At 64.1% G+C, this 20,120-nt stretch carries 20 protein-coding genes and 1 pseudogene; 17 read left to right on the top strand and 4 right to left on the bottom strand.

Annotation, left to right across the window (positions count from 1 at the left end):
* The 8 genes from EN990_RS17935 to EN990_RS17900 all read left to right on the top strand — a co-directional run.
* Positions 1-420, top strand: a 420-nt coding sequence (locus EN990_RS17935; RefSeq protein WP_206526346.1) for an ADP-ribosylglycohydrolase family protein, incomplete at its 5' end; no start/stop codon positions are given.
* On the top strand, positions 417-1,388 hold the full coding sequence (locus EN990_RS17930; protein ID WP_013530804.1) for a PfkB family carbohydrate kinase: 972 nt from the start codon (positions 417-419) through the stop codon (positions 1,386-1,388). The genes EN990_RS17935 and EN990_RS17930, both read left to right, overlap by 4 nt.
* A gap of 57 nt (positions 1,389-1,445) precedes the next feature.
* On the top strand, positions 1,446-2,507 hold the full coding sequence (locus EN990_RS17925; protein ID WP_013530805.1) for an ABC transporter substrate-binding protein: 1,062 nt from the start codon (positions 1,446-1,448) through the stop codon (positions 2,505-2,507).
* Positions 2,508-2,571: 64 nt separating this feature from the next.
* Positions 2,572-3,435 (top strand): ABC transporter permease, encoded by an 864-nt coding sequence (locus tag EN990_RS17920; protein WP_013530806.1) that lies wholly within the window; start codon positions 2,572-2,574, stop codon positions 3,433-3,435.
* Positions 3,435-4,223 carry an ABC transporter permease gene (locus tag EN990_RS17915; RefSeq protein ID WP_127369618.1) on the top strand — a complete coding sequence of 263 codons (789 nt, stop codon included), beginning with the start codon at positions 3,435-3,437 and terminating at the stop codon, positions 4,221-4,223. The genes EN990_RS17920 and EN990_RS17915 overlap by 1 nt, the downstream gene beginning before the upstream one ends.
* Entirely contained in the window at positions 4,223-5,287 is a 1,065-nt protein-coding gene (locus tag EN990_RS17910; RefSeq protein WP_127366982.1) for an ABC transporter ATP-binding protein, read from the top strand. The genes EN990_RS17915 and EN990_RS17910 overlap by 1 nt, the downstream gene beginning before the upstream one ends.
* A 70-nt stretch (positions 5,288-5,357) precedes the next feature.
* Complete coding sequence (locus EN990_RS17905) at positions 5,358-6,608, top strand: aconitase X (protein ID WP_127384741.1); 1,251 nt, start codon at positions 5,358-5,360, stop codon at positions 6,606-6,608.
* Positions 6,605-7,063 (top strand): DUF126 domain-containing protein, encoded by a 459-nt coding sequence (locus EN990_RS17900; RefSeq protein ID WP_013530810.1) that lies wholly within the window; start codon positions 6,605-6,607, stop codon positions 7,061-7,063. The genes EN990_RS17905 and EN990_RS17900 overlap by 4 nt, the downstream gene beginning before the upstream one ends.
* Here the strand turns inward: EN990_RS17900 and EN990_RS17895 are convergent.
* The 3 genes from EN990_RS17895 to EN990_RS36170 are packed head-to-tail and all read right to left on the bottom strand — an operon-like array spanning position 7,024 to position 10,239.
* Positions 7,024-8,109: a siderophore-interacting protein gene (locus tag EN990_RS17895; protein ID WP_127369415.1), complete on the bottom strand. Its 1,086-nt coding sequence runs from the start codon at positions 8,107-8,109 to the stop codon at positions 7,024-7,026. The two genes, EN990_RS17900 and EN990_RS17895, sit on opposite strands and share 40 nt — an antisense overlap.
* 2 nt (positions 8,110-8,111) lie before the next feature.
* On the bottom strand, positions 8,112-9,494 hold the full coding sequence (locus tag EN990_RS36175) for a TonB-dependent receptor (protein WP_245461021.1): 1,383 nt from the start codon (positions 9,492-9,494) through the stop codon (positions 8,112-8,114).
* Complete coding sequence (locus tag EN990_RS36170) at positions 9,424-10,239, bottom strand: TonB-dependent receptor plug domain-containing protein (RefSeq protein WP_245461022.1); 816 nt, start codon at positions 10,237-10,239, stop codon at positions 9,424-9,426. The genes EN990_RS36175 and EN990_RS36170 overlap by 71 nt, the downstream gene beginning before the upstream one ends.
* 180 nt (positions 10,240-10,419) lie before the next feature.
* On the opposite strand from EN990_RS36170, the gene EN990_RS17885 reads away from it, so the two are divergent.
* The 8 genes and pseudogenes from EN990_RS17885 to EN990_RS17855 all read left to right on the top strand — a co-directional run bounded on the left by EN990_RS17885 (position 10,420) and on the right by EN990_RS17855 (position 17,039).
* Positions 10,420-11,364 (top strand): ABC transporter substrate-binding protein, encoded by a 945-nt coding sequence (locus EN990_RS17885; protein WP_127388343.1) that lies wholly within the window; start codon positions 10,420-10,422, stop codon positions 11,362-11,364.
* A 280-nt stretch (positions 11,365-11,644) separates the two neighbouring features.
* Positions 11,645-12,241, top strand: coding sequence for a thioredoxin family protein (locus EN990_RS17880; protein WP_024501572.1), 597 nt, complete (start codon positions 11,645-11,647; stop codon positions 12,239-12,241).
* Positions 12,242-12,371: 130 nt separating this feature from the next.
* Positions 12,372-12,923: pseudogene (locus tag EN990_RS36665) on the top strand (FAD-binding protein); the annotation flags it as partial.
* 3 nt (positions 12,924-12,926) lie between these two features.
* Positions 12,927-13,898 carry an FAD-binding protein gene (locus tag EN990_RS36810; RefSeq protein WP_348629887.1) on the top strand — a complete coding sequence of 324 codons (972 nt, stop codon included), beginning with the start codon at positions 12,927-12,929 and terminating at the stop codon, positions 13,896-13,898.
* The gene (locus EN990_RS17870; protein WP_013530816.1) at positions 13,895-14,221 is read left to right on the top strand and encodes a ferredoxin family protein; all 327 of its coding nucleotides are present in this window, start codon (positions 13,895-13,897) and stop codon (positions 14,219-14,221) included. The genes EN990_RS36810 and EN990_RS17870 overlap by 4 nt, the downstream gene beginning before the upstream one ends.
* Positions 14,222-14,238: 17 nt before the next feature.
* On the top strand, positions 14,239-15,075 hold the full coding sequence (locus EN990_RS17865) for an ABC transporter ATP-binding protein (RefSeq protein WP_024501570.1): 837 nt from the start codon (positions 14,239-14,241) through the stop codon (positions 15,073-15,075).
* Between the two features lie 12 nt (positions 15,076-15,087).
* A complete protein-coding gene (locus EN990_RS17860; protein WP_127388342.1) occupies positions 15,088-15,984 on the top strand; it encodes an ABC transporter permease in 897 nt (298 codons plus the stop codon).
* A gap of 35 nt (positions 15,985-16,019) precedes the next feature.
* On the top strand, positions 16,020-17,039 hold the full coding sequence (locus EN990_RS17855; protein WP_127384738.1) for an aliphatic sulfonate ABC transporter substrate-binding protein: 1,020 nt from the start codon (positions 16,020-16,022) through the stop codon (positions 17,037-17,039).
* Between the two features lie 57 nt (positions 17,040-17,096).
* Here EN990_RS17855 and EN990_RS17850 read toward each other — a convergent pair whose 3' ends face one another.
* Entirely contained in the window at positions 17,097-18,125 is a 1,029-nt protein-coding gene (locus EN990_RS17850; protein ID WP_024501567.1) for a LacI family DNA-binding transcriptional regulator, read from the bottom strand.
* Between the two features lie 336 nt (positions 18,126-18,461).
* On the opposite strand from EN990_RS17850, the gene EN990_RS17845 reads away from it, so the two are divergent.
* Positions 18,462-20,075: an extracellular solute-binding protein gene (locus EN990_RS17845; protein ID WP_127370032.1), complete on the top strand. Its 1,614-nt coding sequence runs from the start codon at positions 18,462-18,464 to the stop codon at positions 20,073-20,075.
* Positions 20,076-20,120: the final 45 nt, after the last annotated feature.

Here is a 20,120-nt window from a genome sequence, read left to right as displayed (position 1 = left end):
AGGCGAGGGGCGACACTCGGACATTGGGTGACCGGCGGCGACATCGCCGCGCGCATCGTCTGGGCGCAAGACATCGTACACGGCAAGGCGATCAGGGATGCGATCCGGCTGATCACCGATCTGGTTGGCACCGGCGTCGCCAGCCAGGAATCCGTTCCGGCGGCCTTCGCCGTGCTGGAAGTCGCGCGTGGCGACCCATGGCAAGCAGCCGTCATCAGCGCCAATCTCGGCGGCGACACCGATACGATCGGCGCCATCGCTGCCGGCATGGCCGGCGCCTGCAGCGGTTTTTCCCGATTGCCGCAACAGCATATCGCCCGGCTTGTCGGCCTCGACATGTCGGAGGTTCGCGCGCTCGCCGCCGATCTCGTGGCAGCAAGGATGGCGAAAATCGGTTCCGGCAAGGACGCGGCGGAATGAGCGGCCGTCTCGTCCATGTCGGCAGTGCCGTGGTCGACTATGTCTACCGCATCGACGCCCTGCCGGCGCCCGGCATGGAAAAGACGGCATCGAGCTTTGCCCAGGTCGCCGGCGGCGGCTTCAACATGATGGTGGCGGCCAGCCGCACCGGCATGCAGGTGGTGTTCGGCGGCCAACTCGGCAGCGGGCCCAATGGCGATTTCCTGCGCGCTGCGTTCATAGCCGAGGGTATCGAGACACTGACGCCGCCATCGCCCGTGATGGACAGCGGCAACTGCGTCGCCATGATTTCGAGCGACGCCGAACGCACCTTCGTGTCGTGGCCTGGTGCGGAGAGCGTTCTCAGCCTCGACATGATGGCGCCGGTCGCGGTGGCACCGGGTGACTGGGTGTTCACCTCCGGCTACACGCTGAGCTACCCCAAGAGTCGCGATGCGCTCACTGATTGGATCGAGGCGCTGCCGACAGGTATTCCCTTCGTCTTCGACCCGACGCCGGTCATCACGGACATTCCGCGTCCCATCCTGTCGCGGGTGCTTGCCCGCACCACATGGCTGAGCTGCAACACGACGGAAGCCGCCGAGATTGCCGGCCCAGGCGATGTCGAGGGCCTCGCGGTACGGCTGCTGGGCGACCACTGCCCGAAAGCAGCGGGCGTGGTCATCCGCTCCGGGGCAAAGGGTTGCCATATCAGGTTGGCCGACGGCACGGCGCAGACCGTTGCCGGCTTCAAGGTCACCGCCATCGACACCAATGGCGCCGGCGACACCCATATCGGTGCTTTCGTCAGCGCGCTGGCGCGCGGCATCCCGCCCTTCGAGGCAGCGCGCTATGCCAATGCGGCAGCGGCCATATCGGTCACCCGCCATGGCGGCTCGTCGGCGCCGACCGACCACCAAATCCAGACATTCCTGAGCCATGCCGCCGATCCGTCGGGAGCAGGCCGGACACAGAAGGCCAATGCATAACAGCTGGAAAGCCTGACAAGCCCGGGAACCGGGCAAACCCACAGAGAGGAACCAACCATGCGCATGCCCGACTTGACTGCTCTGCTGACGGCGACTGCCGTCTTTACCTCCGCACTCGCGTTCGCCGCCAAGGCTGACGAAGTGCATGTGCTCAACTGGAAGGGATACGGCGCCGACGAACCATGGGCGGTGGAGGCTTTCGAAAAAGCGACCGGCAACAAGGTCGTCAACGACTTCTTCAATTCCGAACAGGAAATGCTGACCAAGATCCGGACCAATCCCGGTCTCTACGACGTGGTCATGATCAATGCCGCCTTCAACGACCAGGCGATGGACGGCAAACTGATCCAGCCGATCGACGTCTCCAAATTGCCGAACTACGCCGACATCAGCAAGGACAAGGCGGGATCGCCGATGCTCGTCCATGACGGCAAGGTCTATGGCGTGCCGTGGGTGTGGGGCCTCACCGCGCTCGCGATCAACGACAAATCCTTCGACAAGCCGCCGACGAGCATCGCCGAGATGTGGGATGCCGCCCATAAGGGCCGCGTCGTCATTCGCGACGATGCCGTCGAAGCGGTGCAGTTCGGCGCCATCGCAACGGGCCAGAACATCAACGACATCAAGGATATGGATGCGGTCAAGGCGAAGCTCACCTCGCTGATGCCGCAGATCAAGACCTTCTGGAGTTCGGAGAACGACTGGAACCAGATGGTCGCCTCCAACCAGATCGACATCGGCACCTACTGGAGCGGCTCGGCCGATCGCGCCAAGACGCATTTCAAATTGCCGGTCTCTCTGGTCGTGCCGCAGGAGGGTGCCGTCGCCTGGCTCGACGCGTTTTCCATTCCGGTCGGCGCCAAGAACGTCGCCGGCGCCGAGGCTTTCATCAACTACATGATCGACCCGAAATTCTACGTCGAATGGGTCACCAAGGTCGGTGCTCCTGTCTCCGCCAACACCAAGGCGGTGGAAGCGCTGCCCGAGGATGCCTTCAACCGCAAGGTCATGGGCGACCCCGAGGTGGCCAAACGCATCCAGTTCCAGGCGCCGATCACCGATGCCCAGCGCGAAGCCTATCTGGCGCTGTGGCAGCAGTTGAAGGTCGACGTGAAATAGAGCCAACATCCCGGCCAGCCGGCGGTTCGCGCCGGCTGGCGTTTCAATCCTGGGGGAGGGTATCATGGCAGCTGCGACAGCGTCGCGAAGCGGGCTGAGATCGGCATTGCCGCTGCTGGCGCCAGCCTATCTCTGGCTGACGGTGGCGATCTTCCTGCCGCTCTCGGCCATGGTCTTTTTCTCGTTCATGACCGAGCTGCCGCTGTCGGGAAAGCCGTGGACATTCACCCTTGGCAACTATGCCACCTTCTTCTCGCAAAGCCTCTATCTGACACTGCTGCTGGCCTCGCTGCGGCTTGGCCTCGAAGTGACGCTGTGGTGCGTCGTCATCGGCTATCCCGCCGCTTACGTGCTCGCCAAAGTGCTGAAGGGGCGCAGCCGCGAGGCGATCTTCCTGCTCGTCATCTTGCCGTTCTGGTCGAACGGGCTGGTGCGCATCTTTTCCTGGGCGATGGTTTTGCGCGAGGGCGGCATTCTCGACACCGCGCTCAACGCCGTGCTGCCGTTCAAGATCAACATCGACCTGATGTATTCCTATCCAGCCGTCATCATCGGGCTGGTGCATTCCTACGTGCCTTACATGGTGCTGACCTGCTATCTCACGCTGCAGGCGATCGATGACTCCCTGATTGAGGCCGGGCGTTCGCTTGGCGCTTCACGGCTACAGGTGCTGAAGCGGGTGATCATCCCGCTGTCGATGCCCGGATTGGTCGCGGGTGCGGCCCTGATCTTCGTCCCCGTCGTCGGCTCGTTCATGGAGCCGCGCATCCTCGGCGGTCGCACCGGCACCTTCTACGGCACGGTCATCGAGGACCAGTTCGTCGCCGTGTTCAACTGGCCGCTCGGTGCCGCGCTTTCCTTCATCCTGCTGGCCGTGGTGCTGGTCATCCTGGCGGTGGCGTCGCCGGTGCTGCGGAGGGCCGCGTGATGGCGACGACCCCCGTCCTCGAATGGCTTGGCCGCTTCTACATCGGTCTGCTGCTCGCCTTCCTCTATCTGCCGATCATCATCATGGCGCTGATGTCGTTCAACGTCTCGCCCTTCTACCAATTGCCGTTCGAATGGACGACCGAATGGTACGCTTCGCTGTGGCAGAACGACCAGCTGATCGCCGCCACCTGGAACAGCGTCGAGATCGCCGTCATCACCACCGTCATCTGTGTCGTGCTCGGCTCGGCGGCATCGCTGGCGCTCTATCGCTATGAGTTTCGCGGCAAGAAATTCCTGCAGGCGCTGTTGTTTCCGCCGATCGCCATTCCGTGGCTGATCACCGGCACGGCGATGCTGATCTTCTTTTTCGGCGTCGGCATCGGTCGCGGGCTGCATGCGATCCTGCTTGGCCATGTCGCACTGGCGCTGCCCTATGTCATCGTCGTCGTCTCGGCCCGGCTGCAGACCTTCGCGCCGGAGCTGGAAGAGGCGGCACGCTCGCTCGGCGCCAACCAGTGGCAGGTAACGAGGCGCGTCACGCTGCCTTGGATCATGCCAGGCGTCATTGCCGGAGGGCTGTTTGCGTTTGCAGTGTCGTTCGACCAGTTCGTGGTGTCCTATTTCCTGGCGACGCCTGGGCAGACGACGCTGCCGGTGGAAATCTACGCCGCGATCCGCAAAGGATTCACGCCCGAGATCAATGCGGTCTCGACGATCATCATTGTCGTGTCGATGGCGCTGATGCTGCTCACGGCGCGGTTCTTCAAATTCGGCGGAGAGAAATAATGGCCGGCGTGCAGGTATCTGATGTCTCGCGCAGTTTCGGCGCACACAAGGCGCTGGACAATGTCTCCATCGATTTCGCCGATGGCGGATTCTACGCGCTGCTGGGGCCGTCGGGCAGCGGCAAGACCACGCTGCTGCGCCAGATTGCCGGTTTCGATTTTCCCGATTCGGGCCGCATCACCATCGGCGGCGAGAGCGTCGAGCGGGTGCCGGTCGAAAAGCGGCGCATCGGCATGGTGTTCCAGAACTATGCGCTGTTTCCCAATATGAGCGTCGCCGACAATGTCGCCTTCGGCCTGTCGGTGCGCGGCGAGGCCAAGGCGGTGATTGCAACGGAGGTGCAGCGCGCGCTCGATCTGGTGCAGCTCGGCAAGCTTGGTGGCCGCCGGCCGCACCAACTCTCCGGCGGGCAGCGGCAGCGTGTGGCTCTCGCCCGCGCTATCGTCACCAAGCCGCGCGTGCTGCTGCTCGACGAGCCGCTCGGCGCGCTCGACAAGGCGCTGCGCGTCGATATGCAGATCGAGCTCAAGCGCATCCAGCGCGAGATCGGCATCACCACCATCTTCGTCACGCACGACCAGGAAGAAGCGCTGACGATGAGCGACCGCATCGGCATATTGCGCGACGGCAGGCTGGTGCAGGAGGGGCCGCCGGAGGAGATCTATGACAGGCCGAAGAGCGAGTTCGCCGCCACCTTCCTCGGCGACGCCAACATTTTTCGCGGCGACAGCACGGGCGATGGCATCAGGCTTGCGGACGGAACGGCGATTGCCGCTGGTGTGGGTGCCAAGCTTGCCGCCGGCGCCAGGGCGAGCTGCGCCGTGCGGCCCGAACGCATCCGCATCGCCAGGGATGCCGGAGCACCGGATGGCAACGCCAACATGCTCAAGGGACAGGTTTCCAAGCGCATCTTCGCCGGTAGCAACAGCACCTATTTCGTCGAGCGTGCTGGTCAGACGTTGAAAGTGATTGTGCAGAATACCGGCATGGAACGGCTGGCAGAAGGTCAGGATGTCGTGCTGCGCTGGTCGCCTGAAAGCACGGTGTTGATCGCGGCGAACTGATCCTCACCGGGTCTTGCCAGACCGTCCGCAATCAGGGACAGCATAGACGGGCACGACCCGGAGCATACCGATGACCCTGGAACTGACTGCACGCGACCGATCCATGCTCGACGGCGAGCATGGCCTGTCAGCGGCTGCTGCCATGAAAATCCTGGTCGCCTTTTCCAACGCGATCGGCGCGGGCAGCCTGCTCGACATTGCCGGCGCCCATATCGACGGCTGTCTCTACCACGGCAAGGCCGGTCTCGACTTCGTCGAGCGGCTGGTCGAAGGCGGTGGCCGCGTGCAGGTGCCGACGACGCTCAATGTCGGTTCGTTCGATCTCATCCATCCCGGCATGGTGAAAATGCCGGCGGCGGAAGAGGTGCCGGCGCGCCGGCTGATGAAAGCGCATCTGGAGCTCGGCTGCCAGGCGACTTTCACTTGCGCGCCTTACCAGACGCGGTTCCGGCCAAGCTTTGGCCAACAGATCGCCTGGGGGGAATCCAACGCCATCGTCTTTGCCAATTCGGTGATCGGCGCGCGCACCAACCGCTATGGCGATTTCATCGATCTGTGCTGCGCCATGACCGGACGTGCGCCGGCCTGGGGGCTGCATCTGAGCGAGAACCGGCGCGGCCGGATCTTGTTCGAACTGGCCTTTGCCGACCCCGAGCCGAGCGACAGCCTGTTCGTCGGCATCGGACTTGTCATCGGGCAGGCGAGCGGCGACCGCATTCCGGTGATTGCCGGCCTGCCGCAACCGCGCGACGAGGATCAGCTGAAGGCGCTGGGGGCGGCGGCGGCAACGACCGGTGCTGTGGCGCTGTTCCATGCGGTCGGCATCACGCCGGAAGCGATGACGCTCGATGAGGCGTTCCAGGGTCATGCGCCTGACGAGACGATCCGCATTACCCGTGCCGATATCGACCATGCGCTGGCCAGGCTATCGAGCGTGCCGGATGGCGCGCCGCTGGCGGCCGTGTCGCTCGGCACGCCGCATTTTTCGCATGAGGAATGGATGCGACTGTTGCCGTTGCTGCGCGAGGCAGCACCGGGTAGGCGCATTCCGATCTATGTCAACACCGGCCGCGCGACGCTGACGCGATTGCAGGAGGAGGGCGCGCTGGCCGGTATGGAGGCGTTCGGCCTGATCCCGGTCGCCGATACCTGCACCTATGTCACATCGATCCTGGAACGCCTCGATGGCGTGGTGATGACCAATTCCGGCAAATGGGCGCACTACGCACCCGGCAATATCGGTGTGTCCGTCGCCTTCGCCGAGATGCGGGATTGCATCCGCTCTGCTGCGGCCGGGCATGTTGTGCGGAGCGCGTCATGACGCGACCGGTGGAACGAACCGGCACTTTCCAGCTGGCCGGTGACGCTGAGGGTCAGGCGCTGGTGTTTTCGCAACCGCTCAGCTTCTGGGGCGGTATCGATGCCGAGACCGGCGAGATAACAGACCATTCGCACCCCGGCCTCGGCCGAAATGTCGCCGGCAGGATTTTGGTCATGCCGAGCGGGCGCGGCTCGTCGTCTTCATCCTCGGTCCTGGCCGAGGCGATCCGCAGGGGCACGGCGCCGGCCGGTATTCTTCTGGAGCGGCCGGACCCGATCCTGGCGGTCGGTGCCATCGTTGCCGAATTTCTTTATGACATCCGCATGCCGCTGGTGGTGTGCGATATTTCGAACCTTGTCTCCGGTGATCAGATTGATATCGGCATCGGCAAAGACCGCGGGCCGATCATCAGAGTTCACCCCGCCATCAATCCGGCAGAGCCACGCCGCCAATAGGCCGCCGCCAGCGTTTGATCGCGACCAAGCCCCAGCGTGTCGCGCCAACATTCGCGCACGATCTTGGCGGCAGCGGCTTCCGCCGCGAACCAGCCGAAGGCCGAACCGTCCTGCGGCCACGCCACCGAGCGGACAGCCTCGGCCAGCAGTCTGTCCTCGCCCGCCGCCACGCCATCCCGTGTCAGCCAATGAACCTCGATGCCCGTGCCATTGTTGATCGCTTGTCTTTCACCATCATTGGCGATCTCGACGAAGGCGACGCCTTTTGTCCCGGCCGGTAGCGTCTCCAGCAGCCGAGCCAGCGCCGGCAAGCCGGTTTCATCGGCGCCCATGACGTACCATTCTGCCTGCCGCACCGGACGGCCGACCGGGCCCATGATGCCAACCTTCATGCTGGGCGCGGCCTGCATGGCCCAGGCGGAGCCGACGCTCTCGCCGGGATGGATCAGGAAGTCGACATCGATGATGCCCTTTTCCACGTCAAGCGCGCGGATGGTGTAGACGCGCGCCACCGGGCGCCGGTCGTCGGTGGGCCAGACCGGTAAGCCATTGCCGCCCAGCACCGGCCACAGCGGATCGGGGACGTCCCTGGTCGGAAACAGCATGCGGATATGCATGCCGCCGAACTTGGCGAAGCGCGAGAGATTCTCGCCGGCCAGACGAATGCGGCGCATATTCGGAGTGAGGTCGCGAACATCGGTCACCACCATCTCGCGGAACTGGGCGAGGCTGGTTTCGCCTGAGAGATCGCCGGTCCAGACGATCTCGGGGTTTTCCTCCTTGGCGTAGACCTGTACGGCTGTGGCGAGCAGGTCCTTGATACGGGCGAGCCCGTCGCGGGCGGCAGCATTGGCCCGCATCACCAGCCGCTCCATGTCGAACGAGGCGCCGCCGAAGGCAAAGCGGAAATCGATGCGCTGTCCCTGATGCGAAGCATCGGCCTCGAAGCTCCGCAGCCTGTCGGAGATGCTGTCCATGTAGTCCGGCAGACGCCGCAGGTTGAGCCGTGCCTCGCAGGCCAGTTCACGCACCGATGCTTCGTTCATTGTCAGCCTCCGATCCTGCCGGTGAGGGCCACCTTGAAGGTGCGGCCCTTGCCCTGTTCTGTTGCCGCCGAGGTCGACCATGCGCTTTGCGGATCGGTGTAGGCGGTGTTGAAGATGTTATCGACGCCGAAATCGAGCTTGAGGTTGTCGTTGACGCGCCAGTTGGCGAAGACATTGACCAGATCGAAACCGTCATCGACGACCGGCACGGCGTTGGGATTGGTGCGGCTGGTGCGGGTGATCTTGCCGACGCTGAGATATTGCGCGCCGACGGTGAGCTGGTCCTCCAGCATGCGGAAGCCGATCGTGGCCGAGAAGCGGTCGAGCGGCGTGTTGTTCAACGCCTGGCCGGAATAGACGCCGCTGACGACCTTGGCGTCGATCAGCGCGCCGGAGAGGTTCACGAAACCCCAGCCATAATCATAAACCATCTCGGCCTCTACGCCCTTCAGGCGTGCGTCGCCGATGTTGATTGCCGTGCGCGGCAGCACGGTGAGGTCGACGTCGATGTAATCCTCGACGTCAGTGTGGAAAACGTTGACCTTGGCGCGCAGCCGATCACCCGCCGTCAGCACATCGTCATATTTCACGTTGACGCCGGCCTCCCAGTTCTTTGCCATCTCGGGCTGCAGCAGAAGATTGGGCCGATATGTATCACCGCCGCCATGCGCGCCGCCGCCACGGAAGACATCCTGCAGACCCGGCGCCCGGTAGCCTTCGGAATAGGTGCCATAGAGCTGGAAGCCATCGAATGGCGTGACGCCGACGGTGAGGCGCGGCGACCAACGATCGCCGGAGATCGAGGCTTCCTGCGGTGACGGGATGCGCGTCTCGCCATCGAGCTGGTAACCGTCATAGCGCATCGCCGCGATGACCTGCAGCCAATCCTCGTAATCGCCCTGCCACTGCAGGAAGCCGCCATAACCCTGCTGTTGGCCAGCGCCGAAATGCGCCGCTTCCGAGGAGGCCTCGAGATAGTAGTAGTCGAGTCCGTAGGTCAGCGTATGTGCTAGTCCCCAGACGTCGAACCGCGAGGAGTTCTTCACATTGAAACCTGTCGTGGCCACGTCGTAGAAGCGGAAATTGCCGATCGCCGAGGTCGGCCAGACCTGAGTCTGCTCGGCGCGGGTGCGGTTGTGATAGGCATTGGCGCTGAAGTCGATCAGCGCGTTGTCGTCGGGCTTCCAGGTGTAAGCGGCGGTGTAGGTCTGGTTGGTGGTGTCGGTGTCATAGCGGCTCAGGGTCGGCGAGGTCGAGCCGCTCGATCCGGTGATCTGGTCGTTGTAGCGCTGCCGGATGGCGCCGAGCTTCAGCTCATGGCCATCGGCCGGCCGCAACGTCGCCTTCAGATAGCCGCTGGTCACCCGCTCGCCGGTCCATGGCACGGGTGTCGCCATTGCCATCGGTGTAGCTGTCGCGGTCGCGGTAGATGAGGTTGCCGATGATATCGGCATCGTCGCTGAAGCGGTAGGCACCGGTGGTGCTGGTGGTGAAGCCGTCGCCATTGTCCTCGTAGCCGAGCTTCTCGCTCAGCGCCCAGCGCTCATCCTTCTTGAGGAAATCGCCGGCATCCTTGGTCTCGAAGGAGACGACGCCGCCGATGCCGCCGGAACCATAGGCATTCGACACCGGACCGCGAATGACGGTGGCTTCCTTGATCAGGTCGGGTTCGACATAGAACGAGCCAGAGCCATGACCGACGCGCCAGTAGTCCTGGCGGGCGCCGTCGAGGGTGACGACGACGCGGCCATATTGCTCCAGGCCGCGGATGTTGATGGCGGTTGCGGGATCGTCGCCATTCATCGAGGCAGCGACGCCCGGTGTGGTGCGGAAGATGTCGGCGGCTGTGTCGGGCTGGATGCGGTCGAGTTCGTCCTGATCGACGGCGCTGATGGCGGCCATCGATTCGATCACCGCCGTTTTGATCATCGTTGCCGAGATGGTGATCACGTCGAGCATCGTCGCCGGCTGGTTCTGCGCGACACTGGCCGGCGCCAGGCGGCCGGTCTTGGCGGCGGTCTTTTTCTCCCGGTCCTGTTCCTGCGCGCTGGCAAGAGGCACGGCGCAGAGGCCGAGCACGAAGGCGAGCGCCGTGCTCGCCATCAATGTCGTGTTTGTTGTCGTTGTCATGCAGCCCCCAAGCAAAAGCAAAACTGCTGGCGGTGGCTGAGCGGCCTTGGCTGGCATTATTGAAAATCCCTCGACCAGTCAGGTCAGGGCACGGGTCACATATTAAAACATGATGACATAAGTCAACTTTAAATTTATAGCCGACCATCTTCGAGAAGCATCTGGCACGGGAACAGCGGCATGGTCGGCAGTTTAGGCGAAGGCAAGACGACCCACTGGTCGCAACCGGGCAGGATCGCGGCGGTGCTGCTTCTGGCACTGTCGGTGCTGGCGCCTTTCTGCGGCTTCAAGGCGCTGGCCGCCGAGATCGTTGTCGATGCGCTGGGGCGAACCGTCGTGCCGGGCGCGGCGACCCGGATCGTGACGCTCGGTTCCGACGTCACCGAGATCGTCCACGCGCTGGGCGCCGGCGGGCGAATCGTCGCTATAGATCGCGGCAGCAAATATCCGCCTGAAGTCGCGCAAAAACCCAATGTCGGCTACCGCCGCCAGCTTTCGGTCGAGGGGCTGGCCAGCCTGCGTCCCGACCTGATCCTGGCCGCAGAAGACAGCGGGCCTCCTGAAGCGGTCGAGGTGCTGAAGTCGCTGGCAATCCCGATCGTCTTGGTCCCGCAGGACAACAGCCCGCAAGGCATCGAGCACAAGATCACGTTGATCGCCGCCAGCCTTGGGCTCGAGGACAAGGGCAAGGCGGTTTCCGCCGAGGTGCTCACCGCCTTTCAGGCTGCCGCGGATCTGGCGTCGCAAATTCCGCCGGAGCGGCGCAAGAAGGTGGTGTTCTTCCATGGCCTGGTACGTCTGAGCGCTGCCGGCGCGGGTACTTCTGCCGACGCCATCATCCGCTATGCCGGCGGCCTCAACCCTATGGACATCGTACAGGGCTACAAGGCGGCGTCGGAGGAAAAACTGATCGAGATGGCGCCTGACGTCATCCTGATGATGGGCGACGGCAAGGGCGGGCCGTCGGCCGAGCTGGTGTTCGGCAACCGCGCGCTGGCGGCAACGCCGGCGGCAGCCAACAAGGCGCTGGTCGTGCTCGACGGCGCCTACATGATCGGCTTCAGCCCGCGCACATCGGATGCGATCCGCGACCTGGCGAAAGCGCTCTATCCGGAAGGGGAATGATGTCGCGAAAATCGCAAGACGGTTCGGCTGGGCAGTACAATTTCGTCGCCGAACCCCGTTGCGCTTCATAAATGCTGTCCGTCCGGATTTCTCCGGATCGGCTTCCGCCCGAACAAACTTGGCGGCTCGGCCTGAAACATTGGCACGATATTCTAAGCCGCGCGGTTGACCGTGAATGCGCTCTCCAGCCTATAATTATACTAAATTCATAGACTAACTGCAAACGCTCGGAGCGCTCGCATCTTGGCCTGTGAAAATGGTTGCACAAGGGAGCGCATCGATGCCGAAAACAGAGTCCAATCCGGTCGACCTCGGCACCAGGGCCGCCGACTTCCTGCTGCCCGACGCGCAAGGTGTGCTGCACCGCCTTGCCGATTTCGACGCCAAGCCGGCCTTGCTCGTCGCTTTCATCTCCAACCGCTGCCCGTTCGTCGTGCTGATCCGCGAGCAGCTTGCCGCTTTCGCCAGGGATTATGCGGGCAAGGGGCTGCAGGTGGTGGCGATCAACGCCAACGACCACGAGGCGCATCCGGAGGAGAGGCTCGCCCATATCGGCGAGGAGGCCGAAAAATTCGGCTATTCCTTCCCCTATCTCAAGGATGCGTCGCAGCAGACGGCGAAAGCCTATGGCGCGGCTTGCACGCCCGACTTCTTCCTGTTCGGCACTGACCGGCGGCTCGCCTATCACGGCCAGTTCGACGATGCGCGGCCGGGCAACGGCAAGCCGGTGACGGGTGCCGATCTGCGCGCGGCGGTCGATACGGTGCTGGAGGGCGGCAGGCCCACTGCCAGCCAGGCGCCGTCGATCGGCTGCAACATCAAGTGGAGCGCGGGCAACGAGCCGGTGTGGTCTTCCAGCGCGGCCCGCGCGGCCTAGCGCCTGCTTCGACTTTATTCGCCAGGTCTCCATGCCCAAGCCGCAAAAATCCGCTTCCGACAGCTTGCTGCTCCAGGCCGACGTGCTGGTGCTGGGCGGCGGTCCGTCGGCAGCTTAGGCAGCAGTCGCCGCGGCCGAGGCCGGCGCCAAGGTGGTGCTGGCCGACAAGGGCTATCTCGGCACCAGCGGCGCCACCGCGCCGTCCAACACCGGCACCTGGTGCGTGCCGCCGGGCGACAACAGGCATGCCGTGGTCGAGCGACGCTGGCAGCGCACCGGCGAACTCGCCGACCCGCGCTGGATGCTGCGCTGCGTTGACACCGCCTACCGCAACCTGCTCAGGCTTTCCGAATGGGGCTATCCCTTCCCGAGCGAGGATGACGGCCGGCTCTACATCGCCAATCTGCGCGGCCCGGACTACATGCGCTTCATGCGCCGCCGCGTGCTTTTGGCCGGCGTCACCGTCCTCGACCATCATCCCGCGCTCGAACTTTTGTCGGACGGCGATGCCATCGTCGGCGCCGCCGGTGTCGCCAGGCAGATCGGCCAGGATTGGCGCGTCGACGCCAACGCGGTGGTGCTGGCGACCGGTGGCTGCGCTTTCCGCGAGCGCATCCTCGGCGCGACCGGGCTGACCGGCGACGGCTATCTGATGGCGGCGGAGGCCGGCGCCAGCCTGTCGGGCATGGAGTTCACCGGCAAATACACGCTGGCGCCCTACGGCTCCTCGTTGAACAAGGGGCTGCCGTTCCGCTGGGCGTCGTTCCATCGCGAAGATGGCTCACCGATCGTCGGGCCGACCGGCGAGCCGTTGCGCAACGGCATCGGCGACCGCGAGGAGGAAGTGGCGCGCGCGCTGATCGACGGCCCGGTCTACGCGCGGCTCGATCAGGCCGAACCAGCGCTGCAGGGCTGGCTGCGCCAGGGCCAGCCGAATTGCTTCGTGCCCTATGACCGCGCCGGCATCGACCCTTTCAGCGAGCTGTTCCGCATCACCCTGCGCGCCGAAGGCACGGTGCGCGGCACGGGCGGCATAGACATCGTCTCCGACGATTGCGCCACCGGCGTACCCGGCCTCTATGTCGCCGGCGACGCGGCCAGCCGCGAGATCATGACCGGTGCGGTGTCGGGCGGCGGCGCCGTCAATTCGTCCTGGGCGCTGGCCAGCGGCTGGTGGGCGGGCAAGGGCGCTTCGACCCATGCCAAGCGCCGGACCGGCAAGGCATTCCGCACTGAGGTGCAGTCGCTTGGCCAGGCTGGATTACGTCCTGCATCATCGCCGCGCGTCGACATCTCGGCAGGCGAAGTCATCGAGGCGGTGCGCAGTGAGGTGACGCCGCTCGACAAGAATTTCTTCCGCACCGGCGAAGGCCTGGAGAAAAGCGGCGAGCGGCTGGAGAGTGTCTGGCGCGACGTGCGCGACCATCTGCAAGGCGACGGGCTGGATAGGGTCCGTACCCGAGAGGCAGCTTCGATCGCCGCCGCCGGGCGCTGGTCCGTGGCCGCAGCGCTGCACCGCACCGAGAGCCGCGGTATGCATCGCCGCACCGATTTGCCGGGCAAGAGCCCGGCCTTCGCGCACCGGCTGGTCATCACCGGTGTGGATGCGTTCCGCATCGCAGGCGCGCCTGAGCGGCTGGCGGAGCTGGCGTCATGATCGAGATCGTCTCGGCCACGCGCTGCGTCGAATGCGACATCTGCGTCAAGGTGTGCCCGGCCAACGTCTTCGACGCGACCGAGAGCGGCGTGCCGGTGATCGCCCGCCAGGAGGACTGCCAGACCTGCTTCCTGTGCGAGATCTACTGCCCGACCGACGCGCTCTATGTGGCCGAGTTCGCCGAAGGGCCGACCGGCATCACGGAAGCTCAGGCCGACGCCCGACAGCTGTTTGGCTCCTATGCCCGCGCGCTCGGCTGGAAGCGCGGCAAGGCCGGCGGTTCGGAATTCGACCCGACGCACCGCATCCGCGTGGCGCAGTGAACCGATCGGAGACAGATATGGACCGTATCGTCGTCAGCGACATCAGCAAGACCTTCCAGCTCAAGCCGGGGCAGTTCGTCACCGTCGATGGCGAGGCGACCGACCGCGTCATCGTGCTCGACGGCGTTGACCTCTCGATCCGCAAGGGCGAGTTCATCACGCTGGTCGGCCCCAGCGGCTCGGGCAAGTCGGTGCTGCTCGACATCATTGGCGGGCTGACGCAGGCGACCGGCGGCGACGTCAAGCTCGATGGCCGGCGCATCACCAGGCCCGACCCGAAGACCGGCTATGTCTTCCAGCAATATGCGCTGTTTCCCTGGCGCACGGCGCTCGCCAACATCGAATATGCGCTGGAAGTGCGCGGCGTGGCCAAGGCTGAGCGCACGGCGACGGCCCGCCATCTGTTGTCGCTGTTCGGCCTTGCCGGCTTCGAGGACCGTTTTCCCAACCAGCTGTCCGGCGGCATGCAGCAGCGTGTGGCGATCGCGCGTGCGCTGGCCAGCAACCCGGAAGTGTTGCTGATGGATGAGCCGTTCGCGGCGCTCGACCAGCAGACGCGCGAGCTTCTGCAAGGCGAGCTGCTGCGGATCTGGGGCAAGATCAACACGACTGTCATTTTCGTCACCCACTCGATCGACGAGGCGATCTTCCTCGCCGACCGGGTGGTGGTGATGACGGCGCGGCCGGGCGCGGTGAAGGAGATCATCGATATCGACCTGCCACGGCCGCGCGACGGCGACATCCGCGCCAGCGCCGAATTCAATCTATATCGCGCTCGCGTCTGGGACGTGCTGCGCGACGAGGTCAACAAGGCGCAGAAGGACTGGACTCTGTCGCCAGCCTTCAGTCACTGAGGAACTGGACCCATGGCCTATCTGACCGAGAAGTTTGGCTCCGCTGGAGCGCTCCACCTGTTTACCGGCGCTGGCGAAACGGTAGCCGCCGCCAGGGTCCCCGCCATCAAGGCCAACGCCAAGATCCGGAGCAAGAAAGCGAGCCACGGCACATTCCTCTATGGCTTGCCGCTGCTCGGCCTGTTCTTCCTGCTGTGGGAGATCGCGCCCCGGCTCGGCTGGCTGAACCGCATCTTCTTTCCGCCGCTGAGCGAGGTGCTGGTCGCCTGGTGGGCGCTGCTCGCTTCGGGCGTGCTGATCGAGCATATCGGCATAAGCCTGCAGCGTGCCGCGATCGGCTTCGCACTCGGCGTGGTGGTGGCCATCCCGCTCGGTCTGTTGATGGGGCGCTATTCGCTGTTCGAGAAGGTTTCCGACCTTTTGGTGCAGACGCTGCGCAACACCTCGCAATTCGCGCTTCTGCCGGTGTTCATCCTGCTGCTCGGCATCGGCGAGGAATCGAAGGTCGCGATCACCTTCTACTCCTCGGTTTTCTTTCTCCTCGTCAACACGATCAGTGGCGTCAAGTCGGTCGATCCGCTGCTCATCAAGGCTGCGCGCTCGATGGGCACGTCCGACTTCGACCTTTTCCGGAAAGTCATCCTGCCGGCCAGCATTCCCTCGATCGTCGCCGGCGCTCGGCTGGCGGTGAAATCCTCGCTGTTCGCGGTCATCGGCGCCGAGATGCTGGCGGCCAAATCCGGCCTCGGTTTCCTCATCCAGAATTCGCAGCTGATGATGGAAACGGCCGACATGTACGCCGGCATCCTGACGCTGACCGTCATCGGCCTGACCGTCAATTACCTGCTCGTCTGGTTCGAGCGCTGGGCAACAGCCTGGAAGGGCCAGTCCGAGACCTCGCTCATTTAAGCGGCCCCATCATTCCAAACAGGAAGGATTTTCCCATGCCCAACATTCCATTCGACGCAATTCGCCGGCTGCTGCTGAAGGGCGCCATTGCCGTCGTCATCGGCCTTGGCGGCATGCCTGCCTTCGCACAGGACAAGCCTGACATCATCCGCATCGGCAGCACGGCGCCGGGGCACCTCAAATTCGTCCTCGCCCAGAAGGACGGCTGGTGGGACAAGGAATTCGCCAAGGACGGCATCAAGGTCGAACTGGTGACCTTCAACGGCGGCTCGGAAGCCACGACGGCATTGGCGACCGGCGCCATCGAGTTCACCTATACCGGCAACAATCCGGCGCTGCGCGTTGCTGCGTCCGGCGCCGACGTCAAGCTGATCGGCCTGTCGAGCTATGTGAAGGCCGGCGGTTCCTACATCGTCGTCAAAACCGACTCGCCGTTGAAGACGCTGCAGGATCTCAGGGGCAAGAAGGTCGCCTATCTCACCGGAACGGTGCGGCATTCGAACTTCAGCAAGGCACTGAACAGCGTCGGCCTGACCACCAATGACGTCGAAGGTCTGAACCTGCCTTTCGAGGCATCCGGCCCGGCGCTGCTGCGCGGCGATATCGACGCCATTGTCGAGACGGATTCGACGGCGGCCAAGCTGGTCGACACCGGCGAGGCGCGGGTGCTGTTCGACACCAGCACCCATCCGGAATGGAACGTGCCGAACGTCATCTCGGTCAACGGCGCCTTCGCGGCGAAATATCCCGATCTGGTCAAGCGGCTGCTGAAGATCGACATCGAGATTTCGCGTTGGGCCGACGCTCATCCGGACGAGACGATCAAGACGTTTGTGGAGGCGACCAAGTCGTCGGAAAAATCCGTCCGCAAGACCTATGCCGACGGGGTGTTCCACCAGGATCCGAAACTCACCGACGACGCGATCGCCGCCTTGCAGGGCGAGGAGAAATTCATGGCCAGCGCCGGGCTCCTGAAGGGCTCGATCGACTACGGCAAATGGGTCGACAAGAGCTTTGTCGATGGCGCCGCGGCTGAAGTCGCTGCCGTCCAATAGACTGGAAGCATCGAGCGGGGCGGGCGCGTTACTGCGCTGCCCCGTTCGTCTGGTCCGTCAAATCTCAGGGATGTTCTCCTTGAAGATCACCTGCAGCCTTGGCTGGTGCAGTTCATAGGGCAATCCCCGGACCGCATGGGTCAAAGTGTTGAGCGCTTCGCGGGCTTCGACGCGCGGGTTCTGGTCGATGACCGCGTCGAGCGTGCCGTCGAGCAGAAGGTCTTTGGTGCCGTCCGTCACCTCGTGGCCGAGGAAGACCATGGACTGGGCGCGGCCGTGCTCCTTGAGCGCGCGGGCGATGCCGGTGTTGCCGGCGCCGACATTGTAGATCGCGGCAAGGTCGGGGTGCCGTTCCAGCAGGGCCGATGCCTCCGAATAGGCCTTCTCGCGGTCGTCGAGCATTTCGCGCATCTCGACGATCTGCAGGTTGGGTGATTCCTCGGTCAGGACGTGGCGGAACCCCATCTCGCGTTCTTCGTGGCCGCGATAGGACAGCGAGCCGGCGAACAGCGCCACCTTGCCCGGATGCCCCGATCCCATGAAGCGGTTGAGCAGATAGCCGGCCAGCCGCCCGGCGGCGCGGTTGTCGATGCCGATATAGGCGACCCTGGGCACATGCAGGATGTCGGAGGCGATGGTCACCACCTTGATATCGTTGGCCGACAGGGATCGGATCGCTTCGCGCACCGTCGGATGGTCGAGCGCTATAACGCCGACGCCTTGCGTCTGTCCGCGCAGGTCCTGCAGCAGGCGGGCGAGCCGGTCAGGATTGAAGCCCTCGATGGTGGCGATATGGACATCGAGGTCGGGCCGCGCCAGAGCCTGTGCCTCGATGTGCCGGTGCAGCATCTTGATGAAGGAATTGGTGCCGGCCGGCAGCGCGAAGTCGAGTCGGATGACCTCGCCAGGCGAGGGCCGTGGCGGCGCGCCGTTCGGGCCTTCGGCGATGTAGCCGAGGCGCTGCGCCATTTCGAGCACGATTTCGCGCGTGCGCGCCCGCACGCCGGGTCGGTTGTTGAGCACGCGGTCGACGGTGGCGGCCGAGACGCCGGCTTCCCGGGCTATGTCAGTCAGGGTGGAACGCACCGTCTTTCATCTCCTGCATGCGTCAGATCGGCTGGTGACGGCTTCCCCGCCATCGGCGATTCTGATGGGAAATGATGTATCCGCCCTTAGCCTATGCGCAAGCCGCCGCGCTAAATCAAATGGTCCGGCAGGGCTGCGCAGGGCCGGGAAGGGTCGTGTGCCCTCAAACTGAAGCACCCGGCATGATGCATGGATCCCGTTTTTGTGCATTTCCTTGCCCTATTGCGATGTTGTGAGGTGTTTTGATTATTTATGATGTTGACAGCCTTGCCGTGCTGCCGTCAATATCCCTCATAAGGGCCGTGGAGGAAACGTGGCCCTGAGGGAGGAGTTTCAATGTCTGACTTGATCCGCATCTCGCGGCGCCGGCTGCTGGCATCCGGAGGAAAGGCGGCTGTGATCATGGCCGCCGCTGGTATCGCACCTCAATTCATTCGTCCCGGCCGCGCCTATGCGGCCGACGCGCTGGCGCCAGGCATGATCGGCGGCCCGACGGGCTTCGATGGAGCCGAGCGCTACCAGTATGGCGCCGACACGCCGGAAAGCCGCGCCATCGAGGCGGCCAAGGCGCTGAAGGGCGCCGGCAAGGCGCCGGCCAAGATCGTGCTCGGCCTGTCCGACGGCTCGATCGGCCAGCTCACGCAGCCGTTCCCGGCCGGTGCGCCGTCGATCAAGGAGCTGTGGGAAAAGGAAACCGGCATCGCGATCGAAATCATCGGTTTGCCGAACGGCCAGGAATTCACCAAGACGATGCAGGACATCTCCACCAAGGGTGGGGCCTACGACATCTATTCGACCGAATGGAACCGCCTCGGCGACCTCGCCGAAACCGGCGGCATCGCCAAGCTCGATGACTTTGTCGCGCAGCACAAGCCCGAATGGGACGATCCCGTCAGCGGCTATGTCAACGGCGCCAAGGGCGTGTCGCTGCTCAACAAATACCGCGGCTCCAACTATGGCGTGTCGCTGGACGGCGACTTCCAGACCTGGGTCTACCGCACCGATTTGTTCGGCGACGAAGCCGAGAAGAAGGCCTTCAAGGACAAATACGGCTACGATCTGGCGCCGCCGAAGACCTGGAAGCAGCATGGCGACATCGCCGCCTTCTTCCAGCGACCGGACAAGGGCCTGTTCGGCTCGACCGACCTGCGCAACCAGGGTTGGGGCTACACCAACTGGTACCAGCGCTATGTCTCGATGGCTTCGCCCAACCAATTCCTGTTTGGCGATGACGGCAAGCCGATGATCAATTCCGAGCAAGGCATTGCCGCCACCAACGAATATGTCGCTTCGCTCGCACATCATTCGCCGGATGCGATCTCCTGGGGCTGGCCGGAGCAATACGGCAACTTCGCCAAGGGTGGTGCGGCGATGACCTGCGCCTTCTCCAACCTGCCGAAATTCCTCGACAATGCCGGCAACAAGGATTCGGCCGTCACCGGCAAGATCGGCTCGATGCTGCCGCCAGGCCGCGAGATCGACGGCAAGCTGATCAGCCGCTCCGTGCTGTGGTTCTCGCTGACCGGCATGGTCTCGTCGCAGTCGAAGAACCAGGAGGTTGCCTATCTCCTGCTGCAATGGCTGGGCTCGGCCCGTATCTACGCCTGGATGAGTGCCAACCCCGGCGGTTATCTGGACCCGTTCCGGCTTTCGGACTTCTCCGATCCGCTGGTGCGCCAGACCTATCATGCCTACCACATGGACGTTGTGCGCGAGACGGTGGCGCGCACCGTGCCGACCATCAACTATCCCGGCGCGACAGCCTTCCACAATGCGCTCGACGAGAACCTCATGGCGGCGCTGACCAAGGCCAAGACATCGGAGCAGGCGATGGCCGATACGGAGGCGGAGTGGAAGAAGATCGTGCGGCGCACCGGCGAGGACAAACTGCTCGAAGCCATCAAGACCAACAAGGAGGCCTGGCCGACAGTTCTCGACCCGATCGTCTGATCCATCTCCCTGGATCACATCGAAGGAGGGGAGGAGCCTGCTTTT

Origin of the sequence: Mesorhizobium sp. M7A.F.Ca.US.005.03.1.1 (assembly GCF_003997975.1) — a bacterium.
Classification (GTDB): domain Bacteria; phylum Pseudomonadota; class Alphaproteobacteria; order Rhizobiales; family Rhizobiaceae; genus Mesorhizobium; species Mesorhizobium ciceri.
Note: the sequence above shows the minus strand (reverse complement) of the source record. Positions and strands in the feature narration are given on the sequence as shown.